Below are 23,186 nucleotides of genomic sequence, written 5' to 3' on the forward strand. Positions count from 1 at the left end.
CCCCGTGAGCAACGAGCACCCGCACGAGCACCAGGTACTCAACCCGGCGACCGAAGAGGTCGTCGCCACCGTCCCCGCCGCCGGCCCCGCCGACGTCGACGCCGCCGTCACCCGGGCCGCCCGGGCCCAGGCCGGCTGGGCCGCCCTGGCACCCGGCGACCGGGCGCGGCTGCTGCGCCGCTTCGCCGCCGCCGTCGACGACCACCTCGAGGAGCTGGCCCTCCTGGAGGTCCGCGAGGCCGGACACCCCCTCGGCAACGCCCGCTGGGAAGCGGGCAACGTCCGCGACCTGCTGGAGTACGCGGCCGGGGGAGTGGAGCGGCTCGGCGGCAGCCAGATCCCCGTCCCCGGCGGACTGAACGTCACCTTCCAGGAGCCGCTCGGCGTCGTCGCCGTCATCGCGCCGTGGAACTTCCCCATGCCGATCGCCGCCTGGGGCACCGCCCCCGCCCTGGCGGCCGGCAACGCCGTCCTCCTCAAGCCCGCCGAGACCACCCCGCTCACCGCCCTCCGGCTGGCCGAACTCGCCCTGGAGGCCGGGCTCCCCGAGGACCTCTTCCAGGTGCTGCCCGGGGCCGGCCCGGTCGCGGGCGAGGCGCTGGTCGAGCACCCCGGCGTGGTCAAGGTGGTCTTCACCGGGTCCACGGCCGTCGGCAAGCGGATCATGGCCAAGTGCGCGGCGGGCGTGAAGCGCGTGACCCTCGAACTCGGCGGCAAGAGCCCCAACATCGTCTTCGCCGACGCCGACATCGAACTCGCCGCGCGCTCGGCCCCCGGCTCGTTCCTGGACAACACCGGCCAGGACTGCTGCGCCCGCAGCCGCATCCTGGTCCAGCGCGGCGTCTACGACCGGTTCATGGAGCTGCTGGAGCCGGCCGTGCGGTCCGTCGTGGTGGGCGACCCGGCCGAGCCGGACACCGCCATGGGCCCGCTGATCTCCGCCGCCCAGCGCGAGCGCGTGCGGTCCTACGTCACCGAGGACGCGCGCGTCGCGATCCGCGGCGAGGCCCCGGCGGGCAAGGGCTTCTGGTACCCGGCCACCGTCCTGGAGGGCGTCGGGCCCACCCACCGCGCCGCCGTGGAGGAGATCTTCGGCCCGGTCGCCGTCGTGCTGCCCTTCGAGGACGAGGCCGACGCCGTACGCCTGGCCAACGCCACCGAGTACGGCCTGTCCGGCTCCATCTGGACCCGCGACGTGGGCCGCGCGGTGCGCGTCTCGCGGGCCGTGGCCGCCGGGAACCTGTCCGTCAACTCGCACAGCAGCGTGCGCTACTGGACCCCGTTCGGGGGCTACAAGCAGTCCGGGCTCGGGCGGGAGCTGGGCCCCGGCGCGCTGGCCGCCTTCACCGAGACCAAGAACGTCTTCATCAGCACCGAGGAGCAGTGACATGACCGAGACCCCCAACACCCCCGAGGCCCCGGTGTGCCGCCGCCTGGTGGGCCGTACCGCCGTCATCACCGGCGCGGGCAGCGGCATCGGCCTGGCCACCGCGCGCCGCCTGGCCGCCGAGGGCGCGCGGGTCGTGTGCGCCGACATCGACGAGAGCGCGGGCAAGGCCGCCGCCGACGAGGTCGGCGGGCTGTACGTCCGGGTGGACGTCACCGACCCCGAGCAGGTCGAGGCGCTGTTCAGGACCGCGTACGACACCTATGGCTCGGTCGACATCGCCTTCAACAACGCGGGCATCTCGCCGCCCGACGACGACTCGATCCTCATCACCGGGCTGGACGCCTGGAAGCGGGTCCAGGAGGTCAACCTCACCTCCGTCTACCTGTGCTGCAAGGCCGCGCTCCCCTACATGCAGCGGCAGGGCAGGGGGTCGATCATCAACACGGCCTCCTTCGTGGCCGTCATGGGCGCCGCGACCTCGCAGATCAGCTACACGGCGTCCAAGGGCGGGGTGCTGGCCATGTCGCGCGAGCTGGGCGTGCAGTTCGCCCGCGAGGGCATCCGGGTCAACGCGCTGTGCCCCGGGCCGGTCAACACCCCGCTGCTGAAGGAGCTGTTCGCCAAGGACCCCGAGCGCGCCGCCCGCCGCCTGGTGCACGTGCCGGTGGGGCGCTTCGCCGAGCCGGAGGAGATCGCGGCCGCGGTCGCCTTCCTCGCCAGCGACGACTCCTCCTTCGTCAACGCGGCGGAGTTCCTCGTGGACGGCGGTATCGCGGGGGCGTACGTCACCCCGGTGTGACCGGGCGGGCGGGGGCCGGCCAGGCAGGGGCGGTGTACGGGGACGACGTGTGGTCATAAGGTGACGCCGTGAGCATGACGACACCCCCGGGCTGGTACCCGGACCCCGGCTACACCGGCCCCGGCCCCGCCCCTGAACGCTGGTGGGACGGGTTCGCCTGGACCGAGCACACCCGTGAGGCCCCGGGGCCGACGAGCCAGACGTTCGGCCCGCCCGTCCCCGTCTACCCGCCGGGGGAGCCCGGCGGCCCGGCGGGGCGGGGCCGCGGCCCGAAGATCGCGGCGGCCGTCGTCGTGGCGGCCGTCGTGGCCGCCGCCATCGCGGGCGGCGTCGCGCTGCTGGGCGACGACGGCGGGTCCGGCGACGGCGGCGACCGGGCCAAGCCCCGGCCGACCGCCACCGCGCCCGCTCCGGACGGGGACGACGGCGGAAGCGGCGACGGGGGCGGCTTCGGCGGCGACGACGGCGCCTCGCCGACCGGCCCCTCCGAGACCCCCAGCGCCCCCGCGCCCACCGACGACCCGACCGTCGCCGAGGACGCCCTGAACGGCATCGGCCTGCCGGTCCCGGACGGCTGGGAGGAGACCCGCAGCAGCTCGGGCGGCGCGGGCATCACCACCGAGGACCGCTACCCCTGCCCCAACGACCCGGGCAGCCAGTGCCTGCGCGGCGGTGTCTTCTCCATGCCGGCGTCGGGCTACAAGGCCAAGACCGCCAAGGGCATCGCCAAGGAGGACATCGAGCAGGCCGCCGAGAGCTCCTACGGCACCAACCCGCAGAACAAGCGGGAGTCGTACGGCGGGATCACCTCGCACAAGCAGCTCAAGTCGGAGGCGGTCACCGTCGCCGGGCAGAAGGGCTACCTGGTGCGCTGGAAGGTGATCACGGAGAAGGGCCCGGACGGCTATGTCCAGACGGTGGCCTTCCCGTCCCCCCTCCTGCACGACACCATGGTCGTGGTGCGCTTCGGCTTCGACGTCAGCGACAAGGCGCCGACGCTGTCCGAGATGGACAAGATCGTGAAGGGGATCAAGGCGCTCGGCGACAACGGCGACGGCCAGTCCGTCTGAGCCCGGCGGCCGCGCGTACCGTCCGGCCCGCGTTCGCGCTCATGGGGAGGGACTCACGGGTACGAGCTCACAGGTACGTGCGGCCCTCGCCCCGGTAGGTGGGCACCGAGTCCACCGCCCGGTCGCCGTCGACCAGATGCAGCACCTCGAAGCGCTCGCACAGCTCCCCGGCCTTGGCGTGCCGGAACCACACCTTGTCGCCGATCAGCAGGTCGTCCGCGGGCGAGCCCAGCAGCGGGGTCTGCACCTCGCCCGGGCCCTCCATCGGGTCGTAGGCCAGCCCCTGCGGCAGATACGGCACCGGCAGCCGGTCCCGGCCCGCCGCGCCCGAGGCCGGATAGCCGCCGCCGAGCACCGTCACCACGCCCACGCCCGGCCGGCGCACCACCGGCTGGGCGAAGAGGGCCGCCGGGCGGCCGCGGAAGGACGTGTAGTGGTCGAACAGCCCCGGCTGGTAGAGCCCGGACCCGGCGGCGATCTCGGTCACCGCGTCCTCGGCGGCGGTGTGCTGCACGCTGCCCGTGCCGCCCCCGTTCACGAACTCCAGGTCCGCCACCGCCCGCACGGCCCGCACCGCCGCCGCCCGGCGCCCGGCCAGCTCCCGGCGCGCGGCGGACTGCATCAGCCGGATCGCGCGGGACCGCAGCGGCCGCCCGGCCACCGAGTCGCCCACGCCCGCCACATGGCCCTCGTAGCCCATCAGCCCGACCACGCGGAAGCCCGGGCGGCGCTGGACCGCCTCCGCCAGCTCCGCCAGCCGGGCCGGGTCGCGCAGCGGCGAGCGCAGCGCGCCGATCCGCACCCGGCCGCCGAGCAGCCGCAGGGAGGTGTCCAACTCCAGACAGACCCGGACCTCTTCGGAGCCCGCGCGAACACTCTCGATCAGCTCGATCTGGCTCATGTCGTCCACCATCACCGTCACGGCGGCCGCGAGCCCGGGATCGCCGGTCAGCGTCGCGAACCCCTCCCGGTCGGCGGACGGATAGGCGAGCAGGACGTCCTCGTACCCCTCGCGCGCCAGCCACAGCGACTCGGCGAGCGTGAAGCTCATGACCCCGGCGAAGCCCTCCTTGGCCAGCGCCCGGTCCAACAGCGCGCGGCACCGCACCGACTTGCTCGCCACCCGGATCGGCTTGCCGTTCGCCCGCCGCACCAGGCCCCGGGCGTTGTCGTCGAAGGCCCGCAGATCGACGATCGCCAGCGGCGCCTCGAGATGGGCGGTGGCCCGGTCGTACCGGGCGCGGTCGGCGGAGAGGGCAGCGGGATGCGCGGACATGGGCGAAGCTTGCCAGACGGCCGTTACCACCGGGTAGAGGGCAGCCGGTGCGGATGGCGCCCGGCGACCCGTAAAGTGTCGCGCACACCACGACCGGCAGGTCAGCGGCGTGATGTCCGCATACCGTCCCGCCTGTCCGAAAGGCCGACGGGAGGGCGCGCGGCCGGGTGCGATCAGATGAACACGTCTTCCGAGGGTGCGAGGGGGTGCAGGTGAGCACCGAAGCGGAACAGACACACATCCCCCGCATCCCCCCGCCCCGCCCCGCCCACCCGCCGCACACCGCGCCCCCGCCGCGCCCCGCGGCGCCCCCGGGCGCCGCCGCCAAGGCCGCGCCGCCGATCGACCCGGACACCCCGATCCTGGGCGTGCCGCTGCGGACGCCGCGCGCGAATCCGGGCGCCGGCGCGGGCATATCGCGGGCGCGCCCCACCGGCCTCCCCCCGCGCTCCGCCACCGCGCCGCCCGCAGCCCCGCGCCCCGCCACCGCGCCGCCCGCAGCCCCGGCCCCGCGCGGCCCCCAGCCCGCCGGATTCGGCCCCTGGCGCCGCCCCGACCCGGCCCCGGCTTACGACCCGTACGACAGCACGGGCCCGCGAGACAGCACCGGCTCCCGGGGGACGGCCGGCCGGCGCGGCCCCGGCCGGGTCGCGGCCGCCGCCGCGTGCCTGGTCCTCGGCCTCGGACTGCTCGGCGGCGCGGCGGCCGGATCCTGGCTGACCGGCGACTCCGGCTCCCGCCCGGCGGCCGCGGACGGCTACGCACGGGCCCGCACCGCCTGGCACAGCGTCCCCGTCGACGACCTCTTCCCGCGCACCCTGCGCGGCCACGGCCCCGGCGGCGCCGACCGCACCTGGACCCGGATCGCGGTCGCCCCGGACAGCAGCTGCGGCGGCGCCTTCGACCCGCTGCTCGCCAAGGCCCTGTCCCCGGTGGGCTGCAAGCGACTGCTGCGTGCCACCTACACGGACGCGACCAGCACCAGCGTGACCACCGTCGGCCTGCTGGTGGCCAAGGCCGGGCCCGGGACCATGCGCGGGCTCAGCGAGCGGTTCGACTCCGAGGGGCTCGGCGAACGCGCCGACCTGATGCCCCGCCCGTACGCGGCGAAGGGCACCGCCGCCGCCGACTTCGGCGACGCCCAGCGCGCCAGCTGGCGGATCAAGGTCCTGACCGACGCCCCGGCCGTCGTGTACACCGTGACCGGCTTCGCCGACGGCCGGAAGGTCACCGCCCCGCAGCCGGCCGGCGAGGCCACCCGCCGCGGCGCCACGACGGCCCCGGCCCAGGCGGGCCTCGGCCACGACGCGCGCGGCATCGCCGACGAGATCGAGCGCGCCTTCCACCGCGCCCTGGCCAAGACGGAGGCCCCGCGATGACCCGGTGCCGGCGGCTGTGGCGCACCCTGGGGGCCGGTCTCGCCGCGGCGGGGCTGGCCCTGCTGCCCGCCGTACCCGCCCAGGCGGACGGCATACAGGCGCAGGAGTGGGCGCTGGACGCCATCCACGCCCCGACCGCCTGGCGGACGACCAAGGGCGCGGGCGTCACGGTCGCCGTGCTCGACACGGGGGTGGACGACCGGCACCCCGACCTCGCGGGCCAGGTGCTCCCGGGCAAGGACCTGATCGGCTTCGGCGCCGGGCGCGGCGACGCCGCCTGGGCCGGACACGGCACCGCGATGGCCGGGATCATCGCGGGCCACGGCCACGGCGCCGCCGGCGGCGACGGGGTGGTGGGCGTGGCCCCCGAGGCCAGGATCCTGCCGGTGCGGGTGATCCTCGAAGAGGACGACCCGGCTCGCAAGAAGGCCCGCAAGGAACGCGGCGGCGCGCTGGCGAACGGCATCCGCTGGGCGGCCGACCACGGCGCCGACGTGATCAACATGTCGCTGGGCGACGACAGCGAGTCCGCGCACCCCGAGCCCGCCGAGGACGCCGCCGTGCAGTACGCGCTGCGCAAGGGCGTGGTCGTGGTGGCCTCGGCGGGCAACGGCGGCAAGGAAGGCGACCGGGCCTCCTACCCGGCCGCCTACCCCGGGGTGATCGCCGTGACCGCCGTGGACCGCTACGGCTCACGCGCCTCCTTCTCCACTCGCCGCTGGTACGCCACGGTCTGCGCGCCCGGCGTCGATGTCGTCATCGCCGACCCCGACCGGCGCTACTACGCGGGCTGGGGGACCAGCGCCGCCGCCGCGTTCGTCTCGGGGGCGGCCGCGCTCGTCCGCGCCGCCCACCCCGAGCTGAGCCCCCTCCAGATCCGGCAGCTGCTCACCGAGACCGCCCAGGACCGCCCGAAGGGCGGCCGCAGCGACGAGCTCGGCGCGGGCCTGGTGGACCCGGCGGCGGCGATCAAGGCGGGGGAGAAGCTGAAGCCCCGGGCGCAGCGGCCCGCCGTGGGCGCCTCCCCGCAGCGCTACTTCGGCCCGGGCCCGCAGCGCGCCTCCGCGGCCGGCGGCGACGACGGCGGCCCGAACCGCCTGGCCCTCACCGCCGCCTTCGCCGGCGCCGGCCTGCTGGCCGCCGCGGTGACGCTGTGGCGCGGCGCGGGGCCGCTCCGCGCGCCGGCGTTCCTCCGGCCCCGGCGCGGCCGCCCGTTCGGCGACTGACCCGAGCCCCAAGAAGCGCCCGGGCCTCAGGAAGTGCCCGCGCCTCAGGAACTGCCCGGGCATCAGGAGGTGCCCGGGCCTCAAGAACTGCCCGCGCCTCAGGAAAGGGCGACCCCTAGGGCGGCGCGTGCGGCGCGCTCCACCAGCGCGACGCCGCTGTCCTTGTCCGGGTGGCCATCGGAGAGCACGGCCACGAGGTACGTGCGCCCCTTCGCCGTGACCTGGCCGATGCTGTTGACGTCCCACAGGCCGGTGGCGGTGCGCGGCAGCCAGCCGTTCTTGAGCCGGGTGAGCGCCGGGTCGTCGGCGGCGGCCGAGACGCCCCACGCCTGCTCCGGCACCACCTGCCCCATGAGCCGCCGTATGTACGCCCGCGACCGTTCGCCGAGCGTCGCCTCGCCGCCCGCCTGCCCCTCGGTGAAGACATGTGGTCCCTCGGTGAAGACCTGACGCAGCAACGTGAGCTGATCGGCGGCGGTGGTCCGGGTGAGCCCCCATCTCCCCGAGGCGTCGCCGTACGTGTCCGTCAGCCCGAGCCGCTCGTTCGCGGCGTGGAGACCCTCCGCGCCGCCGATCTCCCGCCACAGCGTGGTCGCGGCGTCGTTGTCGCTCCGCTCGATCATCACCGCGGCGTGCGAGCGCTCCTGGGCGGTGAGCTCCCGCCCGGCGTCCTGCGCCCGCAGCAGCAGCGCGGCGAGGATGTCCACCTTGACGATGCTCGCGGTGTCGTACGCGTCGGCGCCGCACACCGCGCGCGCCGCGGAGCCGGTGTCGAGGACCGCGACCGAGAACCGGGCGTCGGTGCCGTCCGCGAGGGCGCTCAGCGCGTCGGCCAGCGCCGCGTCCAGCGCGGCGGCCGACGGTGCCTCCGACGCCGGCCCCGCTCCCGTTGGCGCGTCGTCCCTCCTGCTCACCCGTTCCATGCCGCTCCCTCCCGGGCCCCCGCCGCAGTTGTCTCCTCCCCGCCACCGATACCCTCGTCGGGTGGCGCTCAAGAACATCCCCGACCCCGGCTTCTCCGGCGACGACGGCTCAGCCGACCCCCGCCTGACCGCGGCGCTCGCCGCCTGGGCCGACGACCCCGCGACCGAGCCCGAGGTGCTCGGCGCGCTCAGCGGAGCACGGCTGCTGGTGCCGGTGGTCGCGCTCCTCGGCGAGGTCGAGGAGGGCCCCGGGGGACTGCGCCGGGAGAAGACCAGCGACATGGCGGTGCCCACGCTGCAGGCCCCCGACGGCCGGCGCGCCCTGCCCGCCTTCACCTCCCTGGAGACCCTGGCCCGCTGGCGCCCGGACGCCCGGCCGGTGGCCGTACCGCTGCGCCAGGCGCTCGAGGCCGCCGCGCACGAGAAGGCGGACACCGTGGTGCTCGACCTGGCCGGGCCGGTGCCGTACCAGCTGACCGGGCCGGCCCTGCTCGCCCTCGCCGAGGGCCGGACCAGCGCCGACCCGCTCGCCGACCCGGCGGTCGCCACGGCGCTGCGCACCGTGCTGGCCGCCGAGCCCGGGGTGCTCCGCGCCCATCTGACGCCCGCCGCGGACGCGGACGGGATGCTGGCGCTCACCCTGGAATCCGGCGCCCCCGCGCCCGAGACCGTGCGGCGGGTCGCCGAGGCCCTGGCCGCCGACGAGACGCTGCGGGCCCGGCTGGTGCGCGGTCTCGACCTGGCGCTGCTGCCGCCCGGGACGCCGGTGCCCGGGGAGCCGCTCTTCAGCCGCTGAGCGTCCGGGGACCCTGAGCCCGCGCGAGCCGCCGGGCCCGCGTTTCCCCGATCTTCTGTGCGATCTCCGACAGGCGAAATCTCCCCATTCGTCCCACAATGCTAGGACGACAACTGGCGATCGATCCGATCGAGGAGAGCGCCAATGGATACGAGTACGACGGAGACGAGAGCCACGGAGACGAGGACGGTCGTAGCCGAATTCGTCGGAACCGCGATGCTGGTCTTCTTCGGGGTCGGTTCCCTGGTCCTCGCGGGCGACTACATCAACGCGGTCGGCATCTCGTTCGCCTTCGGCTTCACCCTGATCGTGGTCGCCTTCGCCTTCGGCCGGATCTCCGGCTGTCACATCAACCCGGCGGTCACCCTGGGGATGCTGCTGGCCAGGCGGATGGACATCCGTGCGGCCATCGAGTACTGGGTGGCCCAGCTGGTCGGCGGGATCGTCGGCGCGGCCCTGCTCTTCCTGCTGGCCAAGCAGGTCCCGAGGCTGGTGACCGACGACGCGTTCGGCAGCAACGGCTACGGGGGCCGGTCGCCGGTGGGCATCGGCGGCGGCGGGGCCTTCCTCGCCGAGGTGCTGCTCACCCTGCTGCTGGTGTTCATCTACCTCACGGTGACCGGCAAGGTCACGATGGTCGCCGCCGAGCCGGTGCCGGTGGGCCTCGCCCTCACGGCGGTCAACCTGGTCGGCATCCCGCTGACGTGGACCTCGGTGAACCCGGCGCGCAGCCTGGGCCCGGCGCTGTTCGCGGGCGGCGGCGCGCTCTCGCAGCTGTGGCTGTTCCTGGTGGCGCCGATGATCGGCGGGGTGCTGGCGGCGGGCCTGCACATGCTCACCCACCCGGGGCATCCGGTCGCCGAGGAGGAGCGGGAGCAGGTCACCGGCCCCCGGCCGCACATGCCCTGGGGCAGACGGCTGGGCGGCAGGCGCCCCGGGGCGGGCGGTCCGGAGGCCGGAGGACCCGAGCCGGGCGGACCGGAGACCAAGCCGCCGGAGGCCGCGTGAGCCGGGCCCCGCGGCCCCTCCGAAGCCCCGGTGGAAGCCCCCCGAAGCCTTCAGCCAAAGCTTTCAGGCAAAGGCTTCAGGTGAGGCGCTCAGCGCCCGAAGACCGGCCCGGTGAACTTCTCGCCCGGACCCTGGCCCGGCTCGTCCGGCACCACCGACGCCTCGCGGAAGGCGAGCTGCAGCGACTTGAGCCCGTCGCGCAGCGGCGCCGCGTGGAAGGAGCTGATCTCCGTGGCGCTGGCGGTGACCAGCCCGGCCAGGGCGTTGATCAGCTTCCGCGCCTCGTCCAGGTCCTTGTGCTGGGGGCCCTCCTCGGCCAGCCCCAGATTGACCGCCGCCGCGCTCATCAGGTGCACCGCGACCGTCGTGATCACCTCGACCGCGGGCACGTCCGCGATGTCGCGGGTCATCTGTTCGAAGTCGGGCGCCTGCTGCTGCCCGGCGTTGGCGTCACTCATGGTGCTGGAGGCTCACTTCCTGATGGGTGGTGCGACCCAGCCTAGGCGGGGTCGCGGCGGGCCTTCGCCAGGGGGCGCGACGGGCCTTCGCCAGGGGGCGCGTGGCGGGCCGGTGAGCGTATGCCGCGGGTCCTGGTATCGTAGAGAAACGACCGGCCGGTCACTCGCGTGTCCGGCCCGCAAGTGGAGGCTCCGAACTCCCACCTGACCGACCCCCGGGTCGGCAGGTCATCGGTCAGGCTGCGCCCCGCGGTGATATCGCGGCGGTGCTCCCGGTCAATGAGGAGCCCCGCCTGTGTACCGTCCGGGGCGTTTTCCACGTCACGGCTCGGTGGTCCCACAGAGAACAGACGTTACGTGGCTGCCCGCCAGGCGGTCGCGTGGTGCAACCGAGGAGGCCCCATCAGCGCCGAGCCCCGCATCAACGACCGGATTCGCGTCCCCGAGGTGCGACTCGTCGGTCCCAGTGGCGAGCAGGTCGGCATCGTGCCGCTTGCCAAGGCCCTGGAGCTTGCGCAGGAGTACGACCTCGACCTCGTCGAGGTGGCGGCGACCGCACGCCCGCCGGTCTGCAAGCTCATGGACTATGGAAAGTTCAAGTACGAGTCGGCCATGAAGGCCCGTGAGGCGCGCAAGAACCAGGCGCACACGGTCATCAAGGAGATGAAGCTCCGGCCGAAGATCGACCCGCACGACTATGACACCAAGAAGGGTCACGTCGTCCGGTTCCTCAAGCAGGGCGACAAGGTCAAGATCACGATCATGTTCCGCGGCCGTGAGCAGTCCCGGCCCGAGCTCGGGTACCGGCTGCTCCAGCGGCTGGCCGAGGACGTCCAGGAGCTCGGCTTCGTGGAGTCCAACCCGAAGCAGGACGGCCGAAACATGATCATGGTCCTCGGTCCGCACAAGAAGAAGACCGAGGCGATGGCCGAAGCCCGCGAGGCGCAGGCCGCCCGCAAGGCGGAGCGCCAGCAGGGCACCAGCCCCGCGGAGGAGCCCGCCGAGGCGTGATGTCGAGGCGCGAGCCTCGCCCCGGGGCCGCGCGCCCCGGACACAACCAGAAACATCCCGACGCTTGAGCCTGCCCTTGTGCGGCCGGACGGCGTCCCGACGAGGAGAGAACGGCGACATGCCGAAGAACAAGACGCACAGTGGTGCCAGCAAGCGCTTCAAGCTCACCGGCTCCGGCAAGGTGATGCGCCAGCGCGCCGGTCGCCGCCACCTTCTCGAGCACAAGCCGTCCACGTTGACGCGCCGCCTGGCCGGCAAGACCGAGATGGCCCCGGCCGACGCCAAGAAGATCAAGAAGCTTCTCGGCAAGTGACGCCCCGCCCCGCTGCGGCGGGGCGTGCGCCGAGCCGACCGGGACCTATTCGTTTCCGGGCCGCGTGAGTCAGCCGCGGCCCCGTACAAGGAGTTAAACAAGTGGCACGCGTCAAGCGGGCAGTCAACGCCCACAAGAAGCGCCGGGCGATCCTCGAGCAGGCCAGCGGCTACCGGGGCCAGCGCTCCCGCCTGTACCGCAAGGCCAAGGAGCAGGTCACCCACTCCCTGGTCTACAACTACAACGACCGCAAGAAGCGCAAGGGCGACTTCCGTCAGCTGTGGATCCAGCGGATCAACGCCGCTGCCCGCGCCAACGGCATCACGTACAACCGCTTCATCCAGGGTCTGAAGGCCGCCAACATCGAGGTGGACCGCAAGATCCTGGCCGACCTCGCGGTCAACGACGCGAACGCCTTCGCCGCGCTGGTCGAGGCGGCCCAGAAGGCGCTGCCGAGCGACGTCAACGCCCCGAAGGCTGCCTGACCGCGGCGCTGAGCCCGACCGGCAAACGGACCCGCAGGTGACCTGTCACCTGCGGGTCCGCGCGTGTCGGCGGGCACCGGACAACAGAAGCGAGAGCACACCCGATGGCGACCCCCGAGCTGACCTCCCTGAAATCGCCGCGCGTCACCGCGGCGAGACGGCTCGCCAAGCGCAGCTTCCGCGGCAGGGAGCGCCGATTCCTCGTCGAGGGCCCCCAGGCCGTCCGTGAGGCGGTGGCGCACCTGGTGGAGGTGTACGTGACCGTGGAGGCCGCCGCGCGCCACGCGGACATCGTCGCCGCCGCCCGCGCCGCTGGCGCCCCCGTGCTCACCGCGACCGACGAGGTCGTCGCCGCCATGTCGGACACCGTCACCCCGCAGGGCATCGTCGGGCTGTGCCGCTTCCTGGACGTGCCGTTCGAGGAGATACTCGCGGCCCGCCCCCGGCTGGTCGCGGTCCTGGCGCACGTCCGCGACCCGGGCAACGCCGGCACCGTGCTGCGCTGCGCGGACGCCGCCGGGGCGGACGCGGTCGTGCTCACCGACGCCTCCGTCGACCTGTACAACCCCAAGTCCGTGCGGGCCTCCGTCGGCTCCCTCTTCCATCTGCCCGTCGCCGTCGGCGTGCCCGTCGAGCGGGCCGTGAGCGGGCTGCGGCAGGCCGGGGCGCGGGTGGTGGCCGCCGACGGGGCGGGGGAGCGGGACCTTGACACCGAGCTCGACGAGGGGGTTCTGGGCGCGCCCACGGCCTGGATCTTCGGCAATGAGGCGTGGGGGCTGCCGGAGGCGACCCGCGCACTCGCGGACGAGGTGGTGCGCGTTCCGATCCACGGCAGAGCCGAAAGCCTCAACCTCGCCACGGCCGCCGCCGTGTGCCTCTATGCCTCCGCTCGTGCGCAGCGCGCTCCCGGAGGGTGCCGCTCCGTCACATCGACCTAGTAGGGTTGCCCCCTCTGGGGGCCCAGGGTCTGTCGTCAAAGGGGGCGTCCGGCCGCGAGCCGACAGGCTTGAAGAGGGGGTGCGGGGATGGACGTCAGGACCTCCGGCGCCAGGTCGAGTGACGCCTGTGCGCCCGGGACGCGCCTGGGAGCGCCGGGCCAGGGATATGCGCGATGGGAGCCGGACGAGGCCGCGGGCCTCGGCGTGCACCCGGACGACCTGCCCGACGGTCTGGTCATCGCCGATGAGACCGGCCGCGTGACCTGCTTCAACGCCGCGGCGGCCCGGATCACCGCGACCCGCCAGGCCGACGCGCTCGGGCGCAAGCTGGAGCGCGCGCTCCCGTTAGAGGACCTGGAGGGGCGCCGCTGGTGGGCGCTGACCGACCCGTACGGGGGCCTGGCCACCCGCGTCGGCCAGCCCGAGCGGAACCTCCTGCTCCCCGGCGGCCGTGAGGTGCTGGTCTCCGCCCGCTATGTGCGCGAGCGGCCGATGGGCCCGGTGCGCCGGGTCGTGGTCTCGCTGCGCGGCACCGAGGCCCGCCGCCGCACCGAGCGCAGCCATGCCGAGCTGATCGCCACCGTCGCCCATGAGCTGCGCTCCCCGCTCACCTCCGTGAAGGGGTTCACGGCGACGCTGCTGGCGAAATGGGAGCGCTTCACCGACGACCAGAAGCGGCTGATGCTGGAGACCGTCGACGCCGACGCCAACCGGGTCACCCGCCTGATCGCCGAGCTGCTCGACATATCGCGGATCGACTCCGGCCGCCTGGAGGTGCGCCGCCAGCCGGTCGACATCGCGGCCGCGGTGCGGCGCCACGTCCAGGCGCTGACCGCCGCCGGTCACTCGTCCGAGCGCTTCCTGATCAAGGTCAGGGAACCGCTGCCTGGCCTGTGGGCCGACCCGGACAAGATCGACCAGGTGCTGGGGAACCTCCTGGAAAACGCGGTGCGCCACGGCGAGGGAACCGTCACCATTGAGGTGGCACCCGAGCAGGCCAGGCCTGCCGCGGAAGGCCCCGCCGTCGAAAGGACCGCCGTCACCGTGAGCGATGAGGGCCCCGGTATCCCCGAGGAGTCGATGAGCCGCGTCTTCACCCGCTTCTGGCGGGGCAGCAAGCGCGGCGGCACCGGCCTGGGCCTGTACATCGTCAAGGGCATCGTCGAGGCACACGGCGGGACGATCACCGTCGGCCGGGCCCACGGCGGCGGCGCGGAGTTCCGATTTACCCTGCCCGTGGGTACCCCGGCCTACCTGGCCTGAGGAGCCCGCGGGCCACACCAGCCACCCGGGGCCCGGGGCGTCCCCCGGAACAGCGCGGACCAGCGCCCTCTAGACTCGGCTTTTGGCACCTTTGGCGCGCCAGTGGTCGAGGCAGGCCGCGCACAGCCAATCGGAAGCACGGGAAGAGATGTCGGCACCGAATAAGTCGTACGACCCTGTCGAGGTCGAGGTACTGAAACCAGAAGAGGTCGCCCGGATGCGGGACGAGGCGCTCGCCGCCGTCGCCGCCGCCGGGGATCTCGAGGCGCTGCGCGAGGTGAAGGTCGCGCACACCGGCGACCGCTCGCCGCTGGCGCTGGCCAACCGCGAGATCGGCGCGCTGCCGCCGCACGCCAAGGCCGACGCGGGCAAGCGCGTCGGCCAGGCGCGCGGCGCGGTGAACAAGGCGCTGGCGGCCCGGCAGGCGGAGCTGGAGGCGGAGCGGGACGCCCGGGTGCTGGTCGAGGAGGCGGTGGACGTCACGCTGCCGTACGACCGGGTCCCGGCCGGCGCCCGCCACCCCATCACCACGCTCTCCGAGCGCATCGAGGACGTCTTCGTGGCCATGGGCTACGAGGTCGCCGAGGGGCCGGAGGTCGAGGCGGAGTGGTTCAACTTCGACGCGCTCAACTTCCCGCCGGACCACCCGGCCCGCGAGATGCAGGACACCTTCTTCGTGCAGGGCGCGAAGGGGCGGGACGGCGCCGGGTCCGGGGTGGTGCTGCGCACCCACACCTCGCCCGTGCAGGTCCGCTCGATGCTCGAGCGGAAGCCGCCCATCTATGTGATCTGCCCCGGCCGGACGTACCGCACCGACGAGCTGGACGCCACCCACACCCCCGTCTTCAGCCAGGTCGAGCTGCTGGCCATCGACGAGGGCCTGACCATGGCCGACCTCAAGGGCACCCTGGACCACATGGTCACGGCGCTGTTCGGGGAGGGCATGTCCACCCGGCTGCGGCCGAACTTCTTCCCGTTCACCGAGCCGTCCGCCGAGATGGACATGCAGTGCTACGTGTGTCGCGGCGCCTCGGTCGGCAACCCCGACCGGCCCTGCCGCACCTGCTCCAGCGAGGGCTGGATCGAGCTGGGCGGCTGCGGGATGGTCAACCCCCGGGTGCTGATCGCCTGTGGCGTGGACCCGGAGAAGTACAGCGGGTTCGCCTTCGGCTTCGGCATCGAGCGGATGCTGATGTTCCGGCACAACGTGGAAGACATGCGAGACATGGTCGAGGGTGACGTGCGCTTCACCCGGCCCTTCGGGATGGAGATCTGATGCGGATCCCGCTTTCTTGGCTGCGGGAGTACGTCGACCTGCCGGCCGGTGAGACCGGCCGCGACGTGCAGGCCAAACTCGTCTCGGCCGGGCTGGAGGTCGAGACCGTCGAGCAGCTCGGCGCCGGCCTCAAGGGTCCCCTGGTGGTCGGCCGGGTGCTGGCCATCGAGACGCTGGAGGGCTTCAAGAAGCCCATCCGCTACTGCCAGGTCGACGTCGGGCAGGCGAACGGCAGCGGCGAGCCGCAGAACATCATCTGCGGCGCGACCAACTTCGCGGTCGGCGACAAGGTCGTCGTCTCCCTGCCCGGCGCGGTGCTGCCCGGCGGCTTCGCGATCTCGGCCCGCAAGACGTACGGCAAGGTCTCCGAGGGCATGATCTGCTCGGCCGCCGAGCTCGACATGGCCGACGACCACTCGGGCATCATCGTGCTGCCCCCCGAGTACGAGGTGGGCACCGACGCGATCGAGCTGCTGGAGCTCGTCGACGAGGTCCTGGACATCGCCGTCACCCCGGACCGCGGCTACTGCCTGTCGCTGCGCGGCGTGGCCCGCGAGGTCGCGACCGCCTACGGGCTGCCGCTGCGCGACCCGGCCCTGCTGGACGTGCCCACGCCCAACGCCCACGGCTACCCGGTCACGGTCTCCGACCGGATCGGCTGCGACCGCTTCACCGCGCGCACCGTCACCGGCCTCGACCCCGAGGCGCACTCCCCGATCTGGCTGCAGCGCAGGCTCCAGAAGGCCGGGATGCGGCCGGTCTCGCTCGCCGTCGACGTCACCAACTACGTGATGCTCGAGCTCGGGCAGCCGCTGCACGCCTACGACCGGTCCCGGCTCAGCGGGTCCATCGGGGTGCGCCGCGCCGAGCCGGGCGAGAAGCTCACCACCCTCGACGGCACCAAGCGGGTCCTGGACGCCGAGGACCTGGTGATCACCGACGACAACGGCCCGATCGGGCTCGCCGGGGTCATGGGCGGCGCCAACACCGAGATCGCCGACGCCCAGGCCGACCCGGAGACCGGCGCCGTCCGCGGCACCACCGACGTGGTCATCGAGGCCGCGCACTTCGACCCGGTCTCCATCGCCCGCACCGCGCGCCGCCACAAGCTCTCCTCGGAGGCGTCCCGGCGGTTCGAGCGCGGCGTCGACCCCGAGGCCGCCTCGGCGGCCGCCCAGCGCACCGTCGACCTGCTGGTGCTGCTGGCGGGCGGCACCGCGGAGGCGGGCGTCACCGAGATCGTTGCGCCCAGCGCGCCCCACACGATCACGCTCCCCGCCGACCACCCGGACCGGGTCGCGGGCCTCGCCTACGGCCGCGAGACGGTGGTGCGCCGGCTCCAGCAGGTCGGCTGCGACGTCTACGGCGCCGACACCCTCACCGTCACCGTCCCCAGCTGGCGGCCCGACCTCAGGGACCCCAACGACCTCGCCGAGGAGGTCATCCGGCTCGAGGGGTACGAGAACCTCCCCTCGACCCTGCCCCAGCCGCCCGCCGGCCGCGGGCTGACCGAGCGGCAGCGGCTGCACCGCCGGGTCGGCCGGGCGCTGGCCGGCGCCGGCTACACCGAGGTCCTGAACTACCCGTTCATCGGCGACGAGGTGCTCGACCAGCTGGGCCTGGCCGCGGACGACCCGCGGCGCGACGCGGTCCGCCTGGTCAACCCGCTCTCCGACGCCGAGCCGGCGCTGCGCACCACCCTGCTGCCGGGGCTGCTCGCCGCGCTGCGGCGCAACGACGGCCGCGGGGCGCACGACCTCGCGCTCTTCGAGACCGGTCTGGTCTTCCGCGCCACCGGCGACGAGCCGGCGGCGCTCAGCCTGCCCGTCGACCGCCGCCCCTCCGACGAGGAGATCGCCGCGCTCGACGCCGCGCTGCCCAGCCAGCCGCGACGCGCCGCCGTCGTCCTGACGGGCGCCCGCGAGCAGGCCGGCTGGTGGGGCAAGGGCACCCCGGCGAGCTGGGCCGACGCCGTCGAGGCCGGCCGGACCGTGGCGCGGGCGGCCGGGGTGGAGCTGATCGTCCGCCAGGACCAGCAGGACCCCTGGCACCCGGGCCGCTGCGCCGCGCTGCTGGCCCTCGTCGACGGCCAGGAGATCCTCGTCGGCAACGCGGGCGAGCTGCACCCCCGGGTCACCAAGGCGCTCGGCCTGCCCGAGCGCACCTGCGCGATGGAGATCGAGCTGGACCGCCTGGAGCAGGCGGCCCCGGGCCCGGTCCAGGCCCCGCACGTGTCCCCCTTCCCGGTGGCCACCCAGGACGTCGCGCTCGTCGTCGACGCCTCGGTCGCGGCGGCCGACGTCGAGGCGGCACTGCGGTCCGGCGCGGGCGAACTCCTCGAGTCGCTGCGGCTGTTCGACGTCTTCACCGGCGAACAGCTCGGCGAGGGCAAGAAGTCCCTGGCCTACTCGCTCCGCTTCCGCGCCCCCGACCGCACGCTGACCGCCGAGGAGGCCTCGGCGGCCCGCGAGGCCGCGGTCGCGGCGGCGGTGACCCGTACCGGCGCCGTACTGCGCGGCGCCTGAGGACCGGTGGAGCCCTGAGGCGTGCTCCGAGAAGGTGGGGCGCATCCCGTCGCGCGGGATGCGCCCCACCGCGTTCGGGGGAACGCTTTCCGCCGCCTCGGCGCGTCGTTCGACAACAAGACCGAGTGACGCTCACCCGATCAGGTGAGAATCGGAGTCCGACTACTCATTTTGACAGGAGCTGTCGCCAGAATCGTCCCGGTCGCACGGCCCACGCAGCACCGACCGTCCAGGGGCCCGGCCGACCGCCTCATTGGCCGGCGTTGGGGGGCGACACATGATCGGGACCTGGGTAGTCGGCGGCGCGTTCGTACAAAGAGCACGGGGCCTGAAGGCCGTCAACCGCGCGGTCCCCTGCCTGTGGGTGCTCGGCGTGATCTGCTGGGAGCTGCTGACCCCGCACGAGACCGAAGTGGTCCCGCTCCTCGCCGCCGCCCCCGCCATCGCCTGCGCCAGCAGCGGCCGCCGCAGATGCATCCTGCTGCTCGGCGGCGCGAGCCTGCTGTTCGCCCTCGCCCCGCCCACCGCCCTGGAACCCGACGGCGACGCGGAGGAACCGCACGCCGGCCTGGTCAGCTGCGGCGCCATCCTCGCGGTCGCCGTCGCCAGCTACCTCACAGGCGGCCGCAGGCTGCGCCTGGTGCGGGAACTGGAGCAGATGCGGGCGGTGGCGACCGCCGCGCAGGACGCGGTGCTGCGACCGCTGCCCGCCCGCCTGGAGGGCATCGAGGTGGCGGGCGGCTATCTGTCGGCCAGCCGCGGCGCCGTGGTCGGCGGCGACCTGTACGAGGTGCTGGCCACCCCCCACGGCGTGCGCGTGATCATCGGCGATGCGCGCGGCCACGGCCTCGCCGCCATCAGCACCGTCGCCGCCGTGCTCGGCAGCTTCCGCGAGGCCGCCCACGACGAACCCGAACTCGCCGGCGTACTGCGCCGCCTGGACCGCGCCCTCCAGCGGCATCTGCGCGAGCGCGCCCTGGGCGATCCCCCGGCCGGCGAGGAGCCCGGCACCCCGGTCGCGGAGGAGTTCGTGACCGTACTGCTCCTCGAGGTCGGGCCGGACGGCGAGACGACCGCGCTCAACTGCGGCCACCCCTGGCCGTATCTGCTGTCCGAGGAGGCCACCGGCGCGCCGCGGATCCGCCGGCCCGCCCTCGGTGAGGTGCTGCCCCCGCTCGGCCCCTTCCCGCTCCCCGCCGACCTGCCCGCCGCCCGGTGCGCCCCGCTGCACCCCGGCGACACCCTGTTCCTCCACACCGACGGCGCCGAGGACGCACGCGACGCCCAGGGCAGGTTCTTCCCCCTCGGCACCGCCCTGGCCGAGGCCGCCGGCCCCGGCCCGATCGTCCCCGCGGCCCTCGTCACCCAGGTTCGCGAGGCGGTGCTGCGGCACACCGGCGGCAGGCTCGCCGACGACATCGCCCTGCTGGCGCTGAGCCAGGAATCCAAGCCCGGGCAGCCGCCCGGTCACTTCACACCCCGTGCGAACTGACCCCCACTACGCTGGCCACACCGGGGGCACGCGGCTGGGGGCGCACCAGGAGGGGGCCATGGAGCCCAACACACTGCTCGACTCCGTACTCGACGAGGCCGGGATCTCCCACGCCGGGCTCGCCGCGCACATCAACGAGGCGGGCCGGGCCCGCGGCATGAAGCTGCGGTACGAACACACCGCCGTCGCCCGCTGGCTGAAGGGCCAGCGCCCCCGCGGCCAGGTGCCCGACCTCATCTGCGAGGTGCTCGGCGAGCGGCTGCACCGCGCGCTCACCCTCGACGACATCGGCCTCGGCACCCCCGGCAGCCCCCGCGCCCCCGCCACCCCGCTGTCCGGCTTCGTCGAGCGCGCCACCGCGCTGTGGCGCTCCGACGAACAGCAGCGGCCGCACATCGTCGCCGCGCCCGCCGTCACCGGCACCCCCGCCGTCATCCCGGTGTGGGAGTGGGAGAACCCGCCCGAGGACTCCGATGTCTCCCGCCGCGGCCTCACCCGCGTCAGCATGGCCGACATCGACATGCTGCGCGCCGCCCGCGCCCACTACGAGCAGCTGTACCGCAAGGCCGGCGGCGTGGCCACCAGAGCCCGCGTCGTGGGCTTCCTGAACGCCGAGACCGCGCCGCTGCTGCGCGGCAGCTACCCCGACGCCACCGGCCGCCAGCTGCACCGGGCGACCGGCGGCCTGGTGGCCATCGCCGGCATCTGCGCGTACGACTCGGACGCCCACGGCCTGGCCCAGCGCTACTTCCACCAGGCGCTGCGGCTGGCCAAGGCGAGCGGGGACCGCGGACTGGGCGCGTACGTCATCGCGCTGCTGGTCAACCAGTCCCTCTTCATGAAGGAGTACCGGCAGGCGGTCGCGTTCGCCGAGTCGGCGCTGCGCGCGTCCGGCTCCCACATCACCCCCGCGCTCGCCGCCGATCTGTACGCCATGCAGGCCAAGGCGTACGCGCGGCTGGGCGACGGGGCCGGGGCGCTGTCCTGCATCCGGCGCGCCGAGACCGCGGCCGACCGCATCCGCCCCGGCCAGGAGCCCGACGAGACCGGCTACGTCCAGCCCGGGCTGGTCAACGTCCAGGTCGCGGAGGCGCTGCTGAGCCTCGGCGACCTCGGCGGCGCCCGGGAACACGCCACCGCCGCGGTCGGCACCCCGGCGCACGACCGGGGCCGGGTGCACCGGCTGGCGATGCTCACCCACATCGCCCTGCGACAGGGCGACGCGGACCGGGCGGGGGCCACGGCGGTGGAAATGACCGAGCGGGCCCGCGGCATGGAGTCCCGGCGTTTACGCGACCGGCTCCGCGCCGTACGGGAACACCTCGCCGAGAGCGGGAGCGCGGCGACTGCCGAAGCCGCCGAACTCATCGACGGGGCGCTGCGCGTGCCCCTCTGAGTCCGGTCCGCGCCCTCGTCGACAGCCTTGCCAACTGTGCGGCGGAAGGTGGCTGACAGTGCGCTGGAAGAATCTCAAGGAGCGGACCGTGTACGAGAACCGGTGGTTCCGGGTGAACCTCGCCGACGTCAGACTCCCCGACGGCCGCCACCTCGACCACTATCTGATCCGGCTGCGCCCCGTGGCCGTGGCCACCGTGGTCAACGCGGCGAACGAGGTGCTGCTGCTGTGGCGGCACCGCTTCATCACCGACAACTGGGGCTGGGAGCTGGCGGCCGGCGTGGTGGAGGACGGCGAGGACATCGTGGCCGCGGCGGCCCGGGAGATGGAGGAGGAGACCGGCTGGCGCCCCGGCCCGCTGCGCCATCTGCTGTCCGTCGAGCCGTCCAACGGCCTCACCGACGCCCGGCACCACATCTACTGGGCCGAGGAGGCCTCGTACGTGGGGCCCCCGGAGGACGAGTTCGAGTCCGACCGGCGCGCGTGGGTGCCGCTCAAGCTCGTCCCCGACATGGTGGCGCGGGGCGAGGTGCCCGCCGCGAACATGGCGGCCGCGCTGCTGCTGCTCCACCACATCCGCCTCGGCTGACGCGACGGCGGGTCTCAGCGGGCCGCGGCCTGCCACAGCGCGAGCGCCAGCGCGCACACCCCGGTCAGCGCGGCGATGGACCTCAGCGGCCAGCGCCCGTGCTCCAGATGGCGTACGCGTGCCGTCAGTTGCGCCACGTCATCCTCGGCCTGGTCCCCACGGTGGTCCAGCAGGGCGAGTTGGCCGTCGACGCGGGCGAGGCTGACATCGACCCTGCGGCGGATTTCCGCCAGCTCCACGGCTAACGCGGCTTGCTCGGGCTCGGTGGTCACGGGCTGTTCCCCTTCCGGAATGTGCTTCCGTGCGCTTCTCACAACCCGAGTGAAGCGCGTGGCGAGGTGGGGCGGGAGAGTGTGCGCAGGACGGACGCGGGTCAGCACCGCACACCCCGTGTGAAAACGGGGTGAGTGAATTGTGTGGACGGGTACATCGAGAGCTGGAGAAGGCTCACGGTCCGTGAGCACCCACCGCCGCACGCCCCACCACCGCAAGGAGATGGTCACCTTGTCCCCCGCCGACACCCCCGGCCCCGGCCAGGACACCTCCGCCGACGAGAACAGCCCCAGGGAAGAGTTCAGCCGCTCCGCCCCGCACTTCGCGGACCGGATCACCGCCGACGGCCGGGACGGCTGGCCGGTGGAGGCCGGGCGCTACCGGCTCGTGGTCAGCCGGGCCTGCCCCTGGGCGAGCCGCTCGCTGATCTCCCGGCGGCTGCTCGGCCTGGAGCCCGCCCTCTCGCTGGCGGTCACCGACCCCATCCAGGACGAGCGCAGCTGGCGGTTCACCCTGGACCCGGGGGAGCGGGACCCGGTGCTGGGCATCGCCTTCCTCAGCGAGGCGTACGACGCCCGCGAGACCGGATACCCCGGCGGGGTGAGCGTGCCCGCGCTCGTGGACGTGCCCAGCGGCGCCCTGGTCACCAACGACTACCACCGGATCACCCTGGACCTGGCCACCGAGTGGACCGCCCTGCACCGCGAGGGCGCCCCGGACCTGTATCCCGAGGCGCACCGCGACGAGATCGACGAGGTGGCGGAGGGCGTCTACCGCGATGTGAACAACGGCGTGTACCGGGCGGGCTTCGCCGAGCACCAGCGGACGTACGAGGACGCGTACCGCCGGCTCTTCGCCCGCCTCGACCAGCTCTCCGAGCGGCTGTCCACCCGGCGGTACCTGGTCGGCGACACCATCACCGAGGCCGACATCCGGCTGTTCACCACGCTGGTGCGGTTCGACGCCGTCTACCACGGCCACTTCAAGTGCAACCGCAACAAGCTCAGCGAGGACCCGGTGCTGTGGGCGTACGCCCGGGACCTCTTCCAGACCCCCGGCTTCGGTGACACCGTCGACTTCGACCACATCAAGCGCCACTACTACCGGGTCCACACCGACATCAACCCGCGGCGCATCGTCCCGCTCGGCCCCGACCCCTCCGGCTGGCTGACCCCGCACCACCGCGAGCAGCTGGGCGGCCGCCCCTTCGGCGACGGCACCCCGCCGGGCCCGGCGCCCGAGGCCGAGACGATCCCGGCGGCGGGCCGGGCCGGGTGAGCGCCACACCTCTGGCTCACAC

Annotated in this window: 22 protein-coding genes; 18 read left to right on the forward strand and 4 right to left on the reverse strand. The window is 74.1% G+C overall.

Annotated elements, in window-relative coordinates; genetic code table 11:
- The first annotated feature begins 4 nt into the window (after positions 1-4).
- The 3 genes from BBH68_RS26070 to BBH68_RS26080 all read left to right on the forward strand — a co-directional run bounded on the left by BBH68_RS26070 (position 5) and on the right by BBH68_RS26080 (position 3,259).
- The gene (locus BBH68_RS26070; RefSeq protein WP_065965950.1) at positions 5-1,387 is read left to right on the forward strand and encodes an aldehyde dehydrogenase family protein; all 1,383 of its coding nucleotides are present in this window, start codon (positions 5-7) and stop codon (positions 1,385-1,387) included.
- 1 nt (position 1,388) lies between these two features.
- Positions 1,389-2,189 carry a 3-oxoacyl-ACP reductase gene (locus BBH68_RS26075; protein WP_065965951.1) on the forward strand — a complete coding sequence of 267 codons (801 nt, stop codon included), beginning with the start codon at positions 1,389-1,391 and terminating at the stop codon, positions 2,187-2,189.
- Between the two features lie 74 nt (positions 2,190-2,263).
- Complete coding sequence (locus BBH68_RS26080; RefSeq protein ID WP_065965991.1) at positions 2,264-3,259, forward strand: DUF2510 domain-containing protein; 996 nt, start codon at positions 2,264-2,266, stop codon at positions 3,257-3,259.
- A gap of 67 nt (positions 3,260-3,326) precedes the next feature.
- Here the strand turns inward: BBH68_RS26080 and BBH68_RS26085 are convergent, their stop codons facing one another.
- Positions 3,327-4,535 carry an alanine racemase gene (locus tag BBH68_RS26085; RefSeq protein ID WP_065965952.1) on the reverse strand — a complete coding sequence of 403 codons (1,209 nt, stop codon included), beginning with the start codon at positions 4,533-4,535 and terminating at the stop codon, positions 3,327-3,329.
- 212 nt (positions 4,536-4,747) lie between these two features.
- On the opposite strand from BBH68_RS26085, the gene BBH68_RS43370 reads away from it, so the two are divergent.
- Both BBH68_RS43370 and mycP read left to right on the forward strand, forming a co-directional pair.
- Positions 4,748-5,914 (forward strand): hypothetical protein, encoded by a 1,167-nt coding sequence (locus tag BBH68_RS43370; protein ID WP_079151216.1) that lies wholly within the window; start codon positions 4,748-4,750, stop codon positions 5,912-5,914.
- Positions 5,911-7,140, forward strand: coding sequence for a type VII secretion-associated serine protease mycosin (gene mycP / locus BBH68_RS26095; RefSeq protein WP_065965953.1), 1,230 nt, complete (start codon positions 5,911-5,913; stop codon positions 7,138-7,140). The genes BBH68_RS43370 and mycP overlap by 4 nt, the downstream gene beginning before the upstream one ends.
- Positions 7,141-7,238: 98 nt before the next feature.
- On the opposite strand, the gene BBH68_RS26100 is transcribed toward mycP, so the two are convergent.
- Complete coding sequence (locus BBH68_RS26100; RefSeq protein WP_065965954.1) at positions 7,239-8,063, reverse strand: serine hydrolase; 825 nt, start codon at positions 8,061-8,063, stop codon at positions 7,239-7,241.
- 61 nt (positions 8,064-8,124) lie between these two features.
- On the opposite strand from BBH68_RS26100, the gene BBH68_RS26105 reads away from it, so the two are divergent.
- Together BBH68_RS26105 and BBH68_RS26110 are read left to right on the forward strand one after the other, a co-directional pair.
- A complete protein-coding gene (locus BBH68_RS26105; RefSeq protein WP_065965955.1) occupies positions 8,125-8,859 on the forward strand; it encodes an SseB family protein in 735 nt (244 codons plus the stop codon).
- A 144-nt stretch (positions 8,860-9,003) separates the two neighbouring features.
- Positions 9,004-9,867: an aquaporin gene (locus BBH68_RS26110; protein ID WP_065965956.1), complete on the forward strand. Its 864-nt coding sequence runs from the start codon at positions 9,004-9,006 to the stop codon at positions 9,865-9,867.
- 89 nt (positions 9,868-9,956) lie between these two features.
- Here BBH68_RS26110 and BBH68_RS26115 read toward each other — a convergent pair whose 3' ends face one another.
- Positions 9,957-10,325: a DUF1844 domain-containing protein gene (locus tag BBH68_RS26115; RefSeq protein ID WP_065965957.1), complete on the reverse strand. Its 369-nt coding sequence runs from the start codon at positions 10,323-10,325 to the stop codon at positions 9,957-9,959.
- Between the two features lie 357 nt (positions 10,326-10,682).
- Here BBH68_RS26115 and infC point away from each other — a divergent pair, with 357 nt between their 5' ends.
- From infC to BBH68_RS26165, 10 genes are all read left to right on the forward strand, one after another.
- Positions 10,683-11,336: a translation initiation factor IF-3 gene (gene infC / locus BBH68_RS26120; protein ID WP_076970622.1), complete on the forward strand. Its 654-nt coding sequence runs from the start codon at positions 10,683-10,685 to the stop codon at positions 11,334-11,336.
- A gap of 118 nt (positions 11,337-11,454) precedes the next feature.
- Positions 11,455-11,649, forward strand: coding sequence for a 50S ribosomal protein L35 (gene rpmI / locus BBH68_RS26125; RefSeq protein WP_014175142.1), 195 nt, complete (start codon positions 11,455-11,457; stop codon positions 11,647-11,649).
- Positions 11,650-11,750: 101 nt separating this feature from the next.
- Complete coding sequence (gene rplT, locus BBH68_RS26130) at positions 11,751-12,134, forward strand: 50S ribosomal protein L20 (RefSeq protein ID WP_014175141.1); 384 nt, start codon at positions 11,751-11,753, stop codon at positions 12,132-12,134.
- A 104-nt stretch (positions 12,135-12,238) separates the two neighbouring features.
- Entirely contained in the window at positions 12,239-13,072 is an 834-nt protein-coding gene (locus tag BBH68_RS26135) for a TrmH family RNA methyltransferase (RefSeq protein WP_065965959.1), read from the forward strand.
- A gap of 87 nt (positions 13,073-13,159) precedes the next feature.
- Positions 13,160-14,335 (forward strand): sensor histidine kinase, encoded by a 1,176-nt coding sequence (locus BBH68_RS26140; protein ID WP_065965960.1) that lies wholly within the window; start codon positions 13,160-13,162, stop codon positions 14,333-14,335.
- Between the two features lie 148 nt (positions 14,336-14,483).
- Complete coding sequence (pheS, locus tag BBH68_RS26145) at positions 14,484-15,611, forward strand: phenylalanine--tRNA ligase subunit alpha (RefSeq protein WP_065965961.1); 1,128 nt, start codon at positions 14,484-14,486, stop codon at positions 15,609-15,611.
- Positions 15,611-18,136, forward strand: a complete 2,526-nt coding sequence (gene pheT / locus BBH68_RS26150; RefSeq protein WP_065965962.1) for a phenylalanine--tRNA ligase subunit beta — start codon at positions 15,611-15,613, stop codon at positions 18,134-18,136. Before pheS ends, pheT begins: the two co-directional genes overlap by 1 nt.
- Before the next feature lie 277 nt (positions 18,137-18,413).
- A complete protein-coding gene (locus BBH68_RS26155) occupies positions 18,414-19,628 on the forward strand; it encodes a PP2C family protein-serine/threonine phosphatase (RefSeq protein WP_065965963.1) in 1,215 nt (404 codons plus the stop codon).
- A gap of 58 nt (positions 19,629-19,686) precedes the next feature.
- Positions 19,687-21,024, forward strand: coding sequence for an NsdA family TPR-like regulatory protein (locus tag BBH68_RS26160; protein WP_065965964.1), 1,338 nt, complete (start codon positions 19,687-19,689; stop codon positions 21,022-21,024).
- Positions 21,025-21,082: 58 nt separating this feature from the next.
- Complete coding sequence (locus tag BBH68_RS26165) at positions 21,083-21,613, forward strand: NUDIX domain-containing protein (protein ID WP_065965965.1); 531 nt, start codon at positions 21,083-21,085, stop codon at positions 21,611-21,613.
- Between the two features lie 14 nt (positions 21,614-21,627).
- On the opposite strand, the gene BBH68_RS26170 is transcribed toward BBH68_RS26165, so the two are convergent.
- On the reverse strand, positions 21,628-21,927 hold the full coding sequence (locus tag BBH68_RS26170; RefSeq protein WP_425428845.1) for a hypothetical protein: 300 nt from the start codon (positions 21,925-21,927) through the stop codon (positions 21,628-21,630).
- A gap of 142 nt (positions 21,928-22,069) precedes the next feature.
- Here BBH68_RS26170 and BBH68_RS26175 point away from each other — a divergent pair, with 142 nt between their 5' ends.
- Positions 22,070-23,164, forward strand: a complete 1,095-nt coding sequence (locus BBH68_RS26175; RefSeq protein ID WP_425428846.1) for a glutathione S-transferase family protein — start codon at positions 22,070-22,072, stop codon at positions 23,162-23,164.
- Positions 23,165-23,186: the final 22 nt, after the last annotated feature.

The organism is Streptomyces sparsogenes, assembly GCF_001704635.1.
Classification (GTDB): Bacteria; Actinomycetota; Actinomycetes; order Streptomycetales; family Streptomycetaceae; genus Streptomyces; species Streptomyces sparsogenes.

Bases quoted from the DNA above. Each gene is read 5' to 3' on its own strand.
- pheS (WP_065965961.1), top strand. From the start codon at position 14,484: ATGTCGGCACCGAATAAGTCGTACGACCCTGTCGAGGTCGAGGTACTG.
- BBH68_RS26135 (WP_065965959.1), top strand. From the start codon at position 12,239: ATGGCGACCCCCGAGCTGACCTCCCTGAAATCGCCGCGCGTCACCGCG.
- pheT (WP_065965962.1), top strand. From the start codon at position 15,611: ATGCGGATCCCGCTTTCTTGGCTGCGGGAGTACGTCGACCTGCCGGCC.
- BBH68_RS26155 (WP_065965963.1), top strand. From the start codon at position 18,414: ATGATCGGGACCTGGGTAGTCGGCGGCGCGTTCGTACAAAGAGCACGG.
- BBH68_RS26080 (WP_065965991.1), top strand. From the start codon at position 2,264: ATGACGACACCCCCGGGCTGGTACCCGGACCCCGGCTACACCGGCCCC.
- mycP (WP_065965953.1), top strand. From the start codon at position 5,911: ATGACCCGGTGCCGGCGGCTGTGGCGCACCCTGGGGGCCGGTCTCGCC.
- BBH68_RS26075 (WP_065965951.1), top strand. From the start codon at position 1,389: ATGACCGAGACCCCCAACACCCCCGAGGCCCCGGTGTGCCGCCGCCTG.
- BBH68_RS26110 (WP_065965956.1), top strand. From the start codon at position 9,004: ATGGATACGAGTACGACGGAGACGAGAGCCACGGAGACGAGGACGGTC.
- BBH68_RS26140 (WP_065965960.1), top strand. From the start codon at position 13,160: ATGGACGTCAGGACCTCCGGCGCCAGGTCGAGTGACGCCTGTGCGCCC.
- BBH68_RS26100 (WP_065965954.1), bottom strand. From the start codon at position 8,063: ATGGAACGGGTGAGCAGGAGGGACGACGCGCCAACGGGAGCGGGGCCG.
- rpmI (WP_014175142.1), top strand. From the start codon at position 11,455: ATGCCGAAGAACAAGACGCACAGTGGTGCCAGCAAGCGCTTCAAGCTC.
- BBH68_RS26115 (WP_065965957.1), bottom strand. From the start codon at position 10,325: ATGAGTGACGCCAACGCCGGGCAGCAGCAGGCGCCCGACTTCGAACAG.
- BBH68_RS26085 (WP_065965952.1), bottom strand. From the start codon at position 4,535: ATGTCCGCGCATCCCGCTGCCCTCTCCGCCGACCGCGCCCGGTACGAC.
- BBH68_RS26160 (WP_065965964.1), top strand. From the start codon at position 19,687: ATGGAGCCCAACACACTGCTCGACTCCGTACTCGACGAGGCCGGGATC.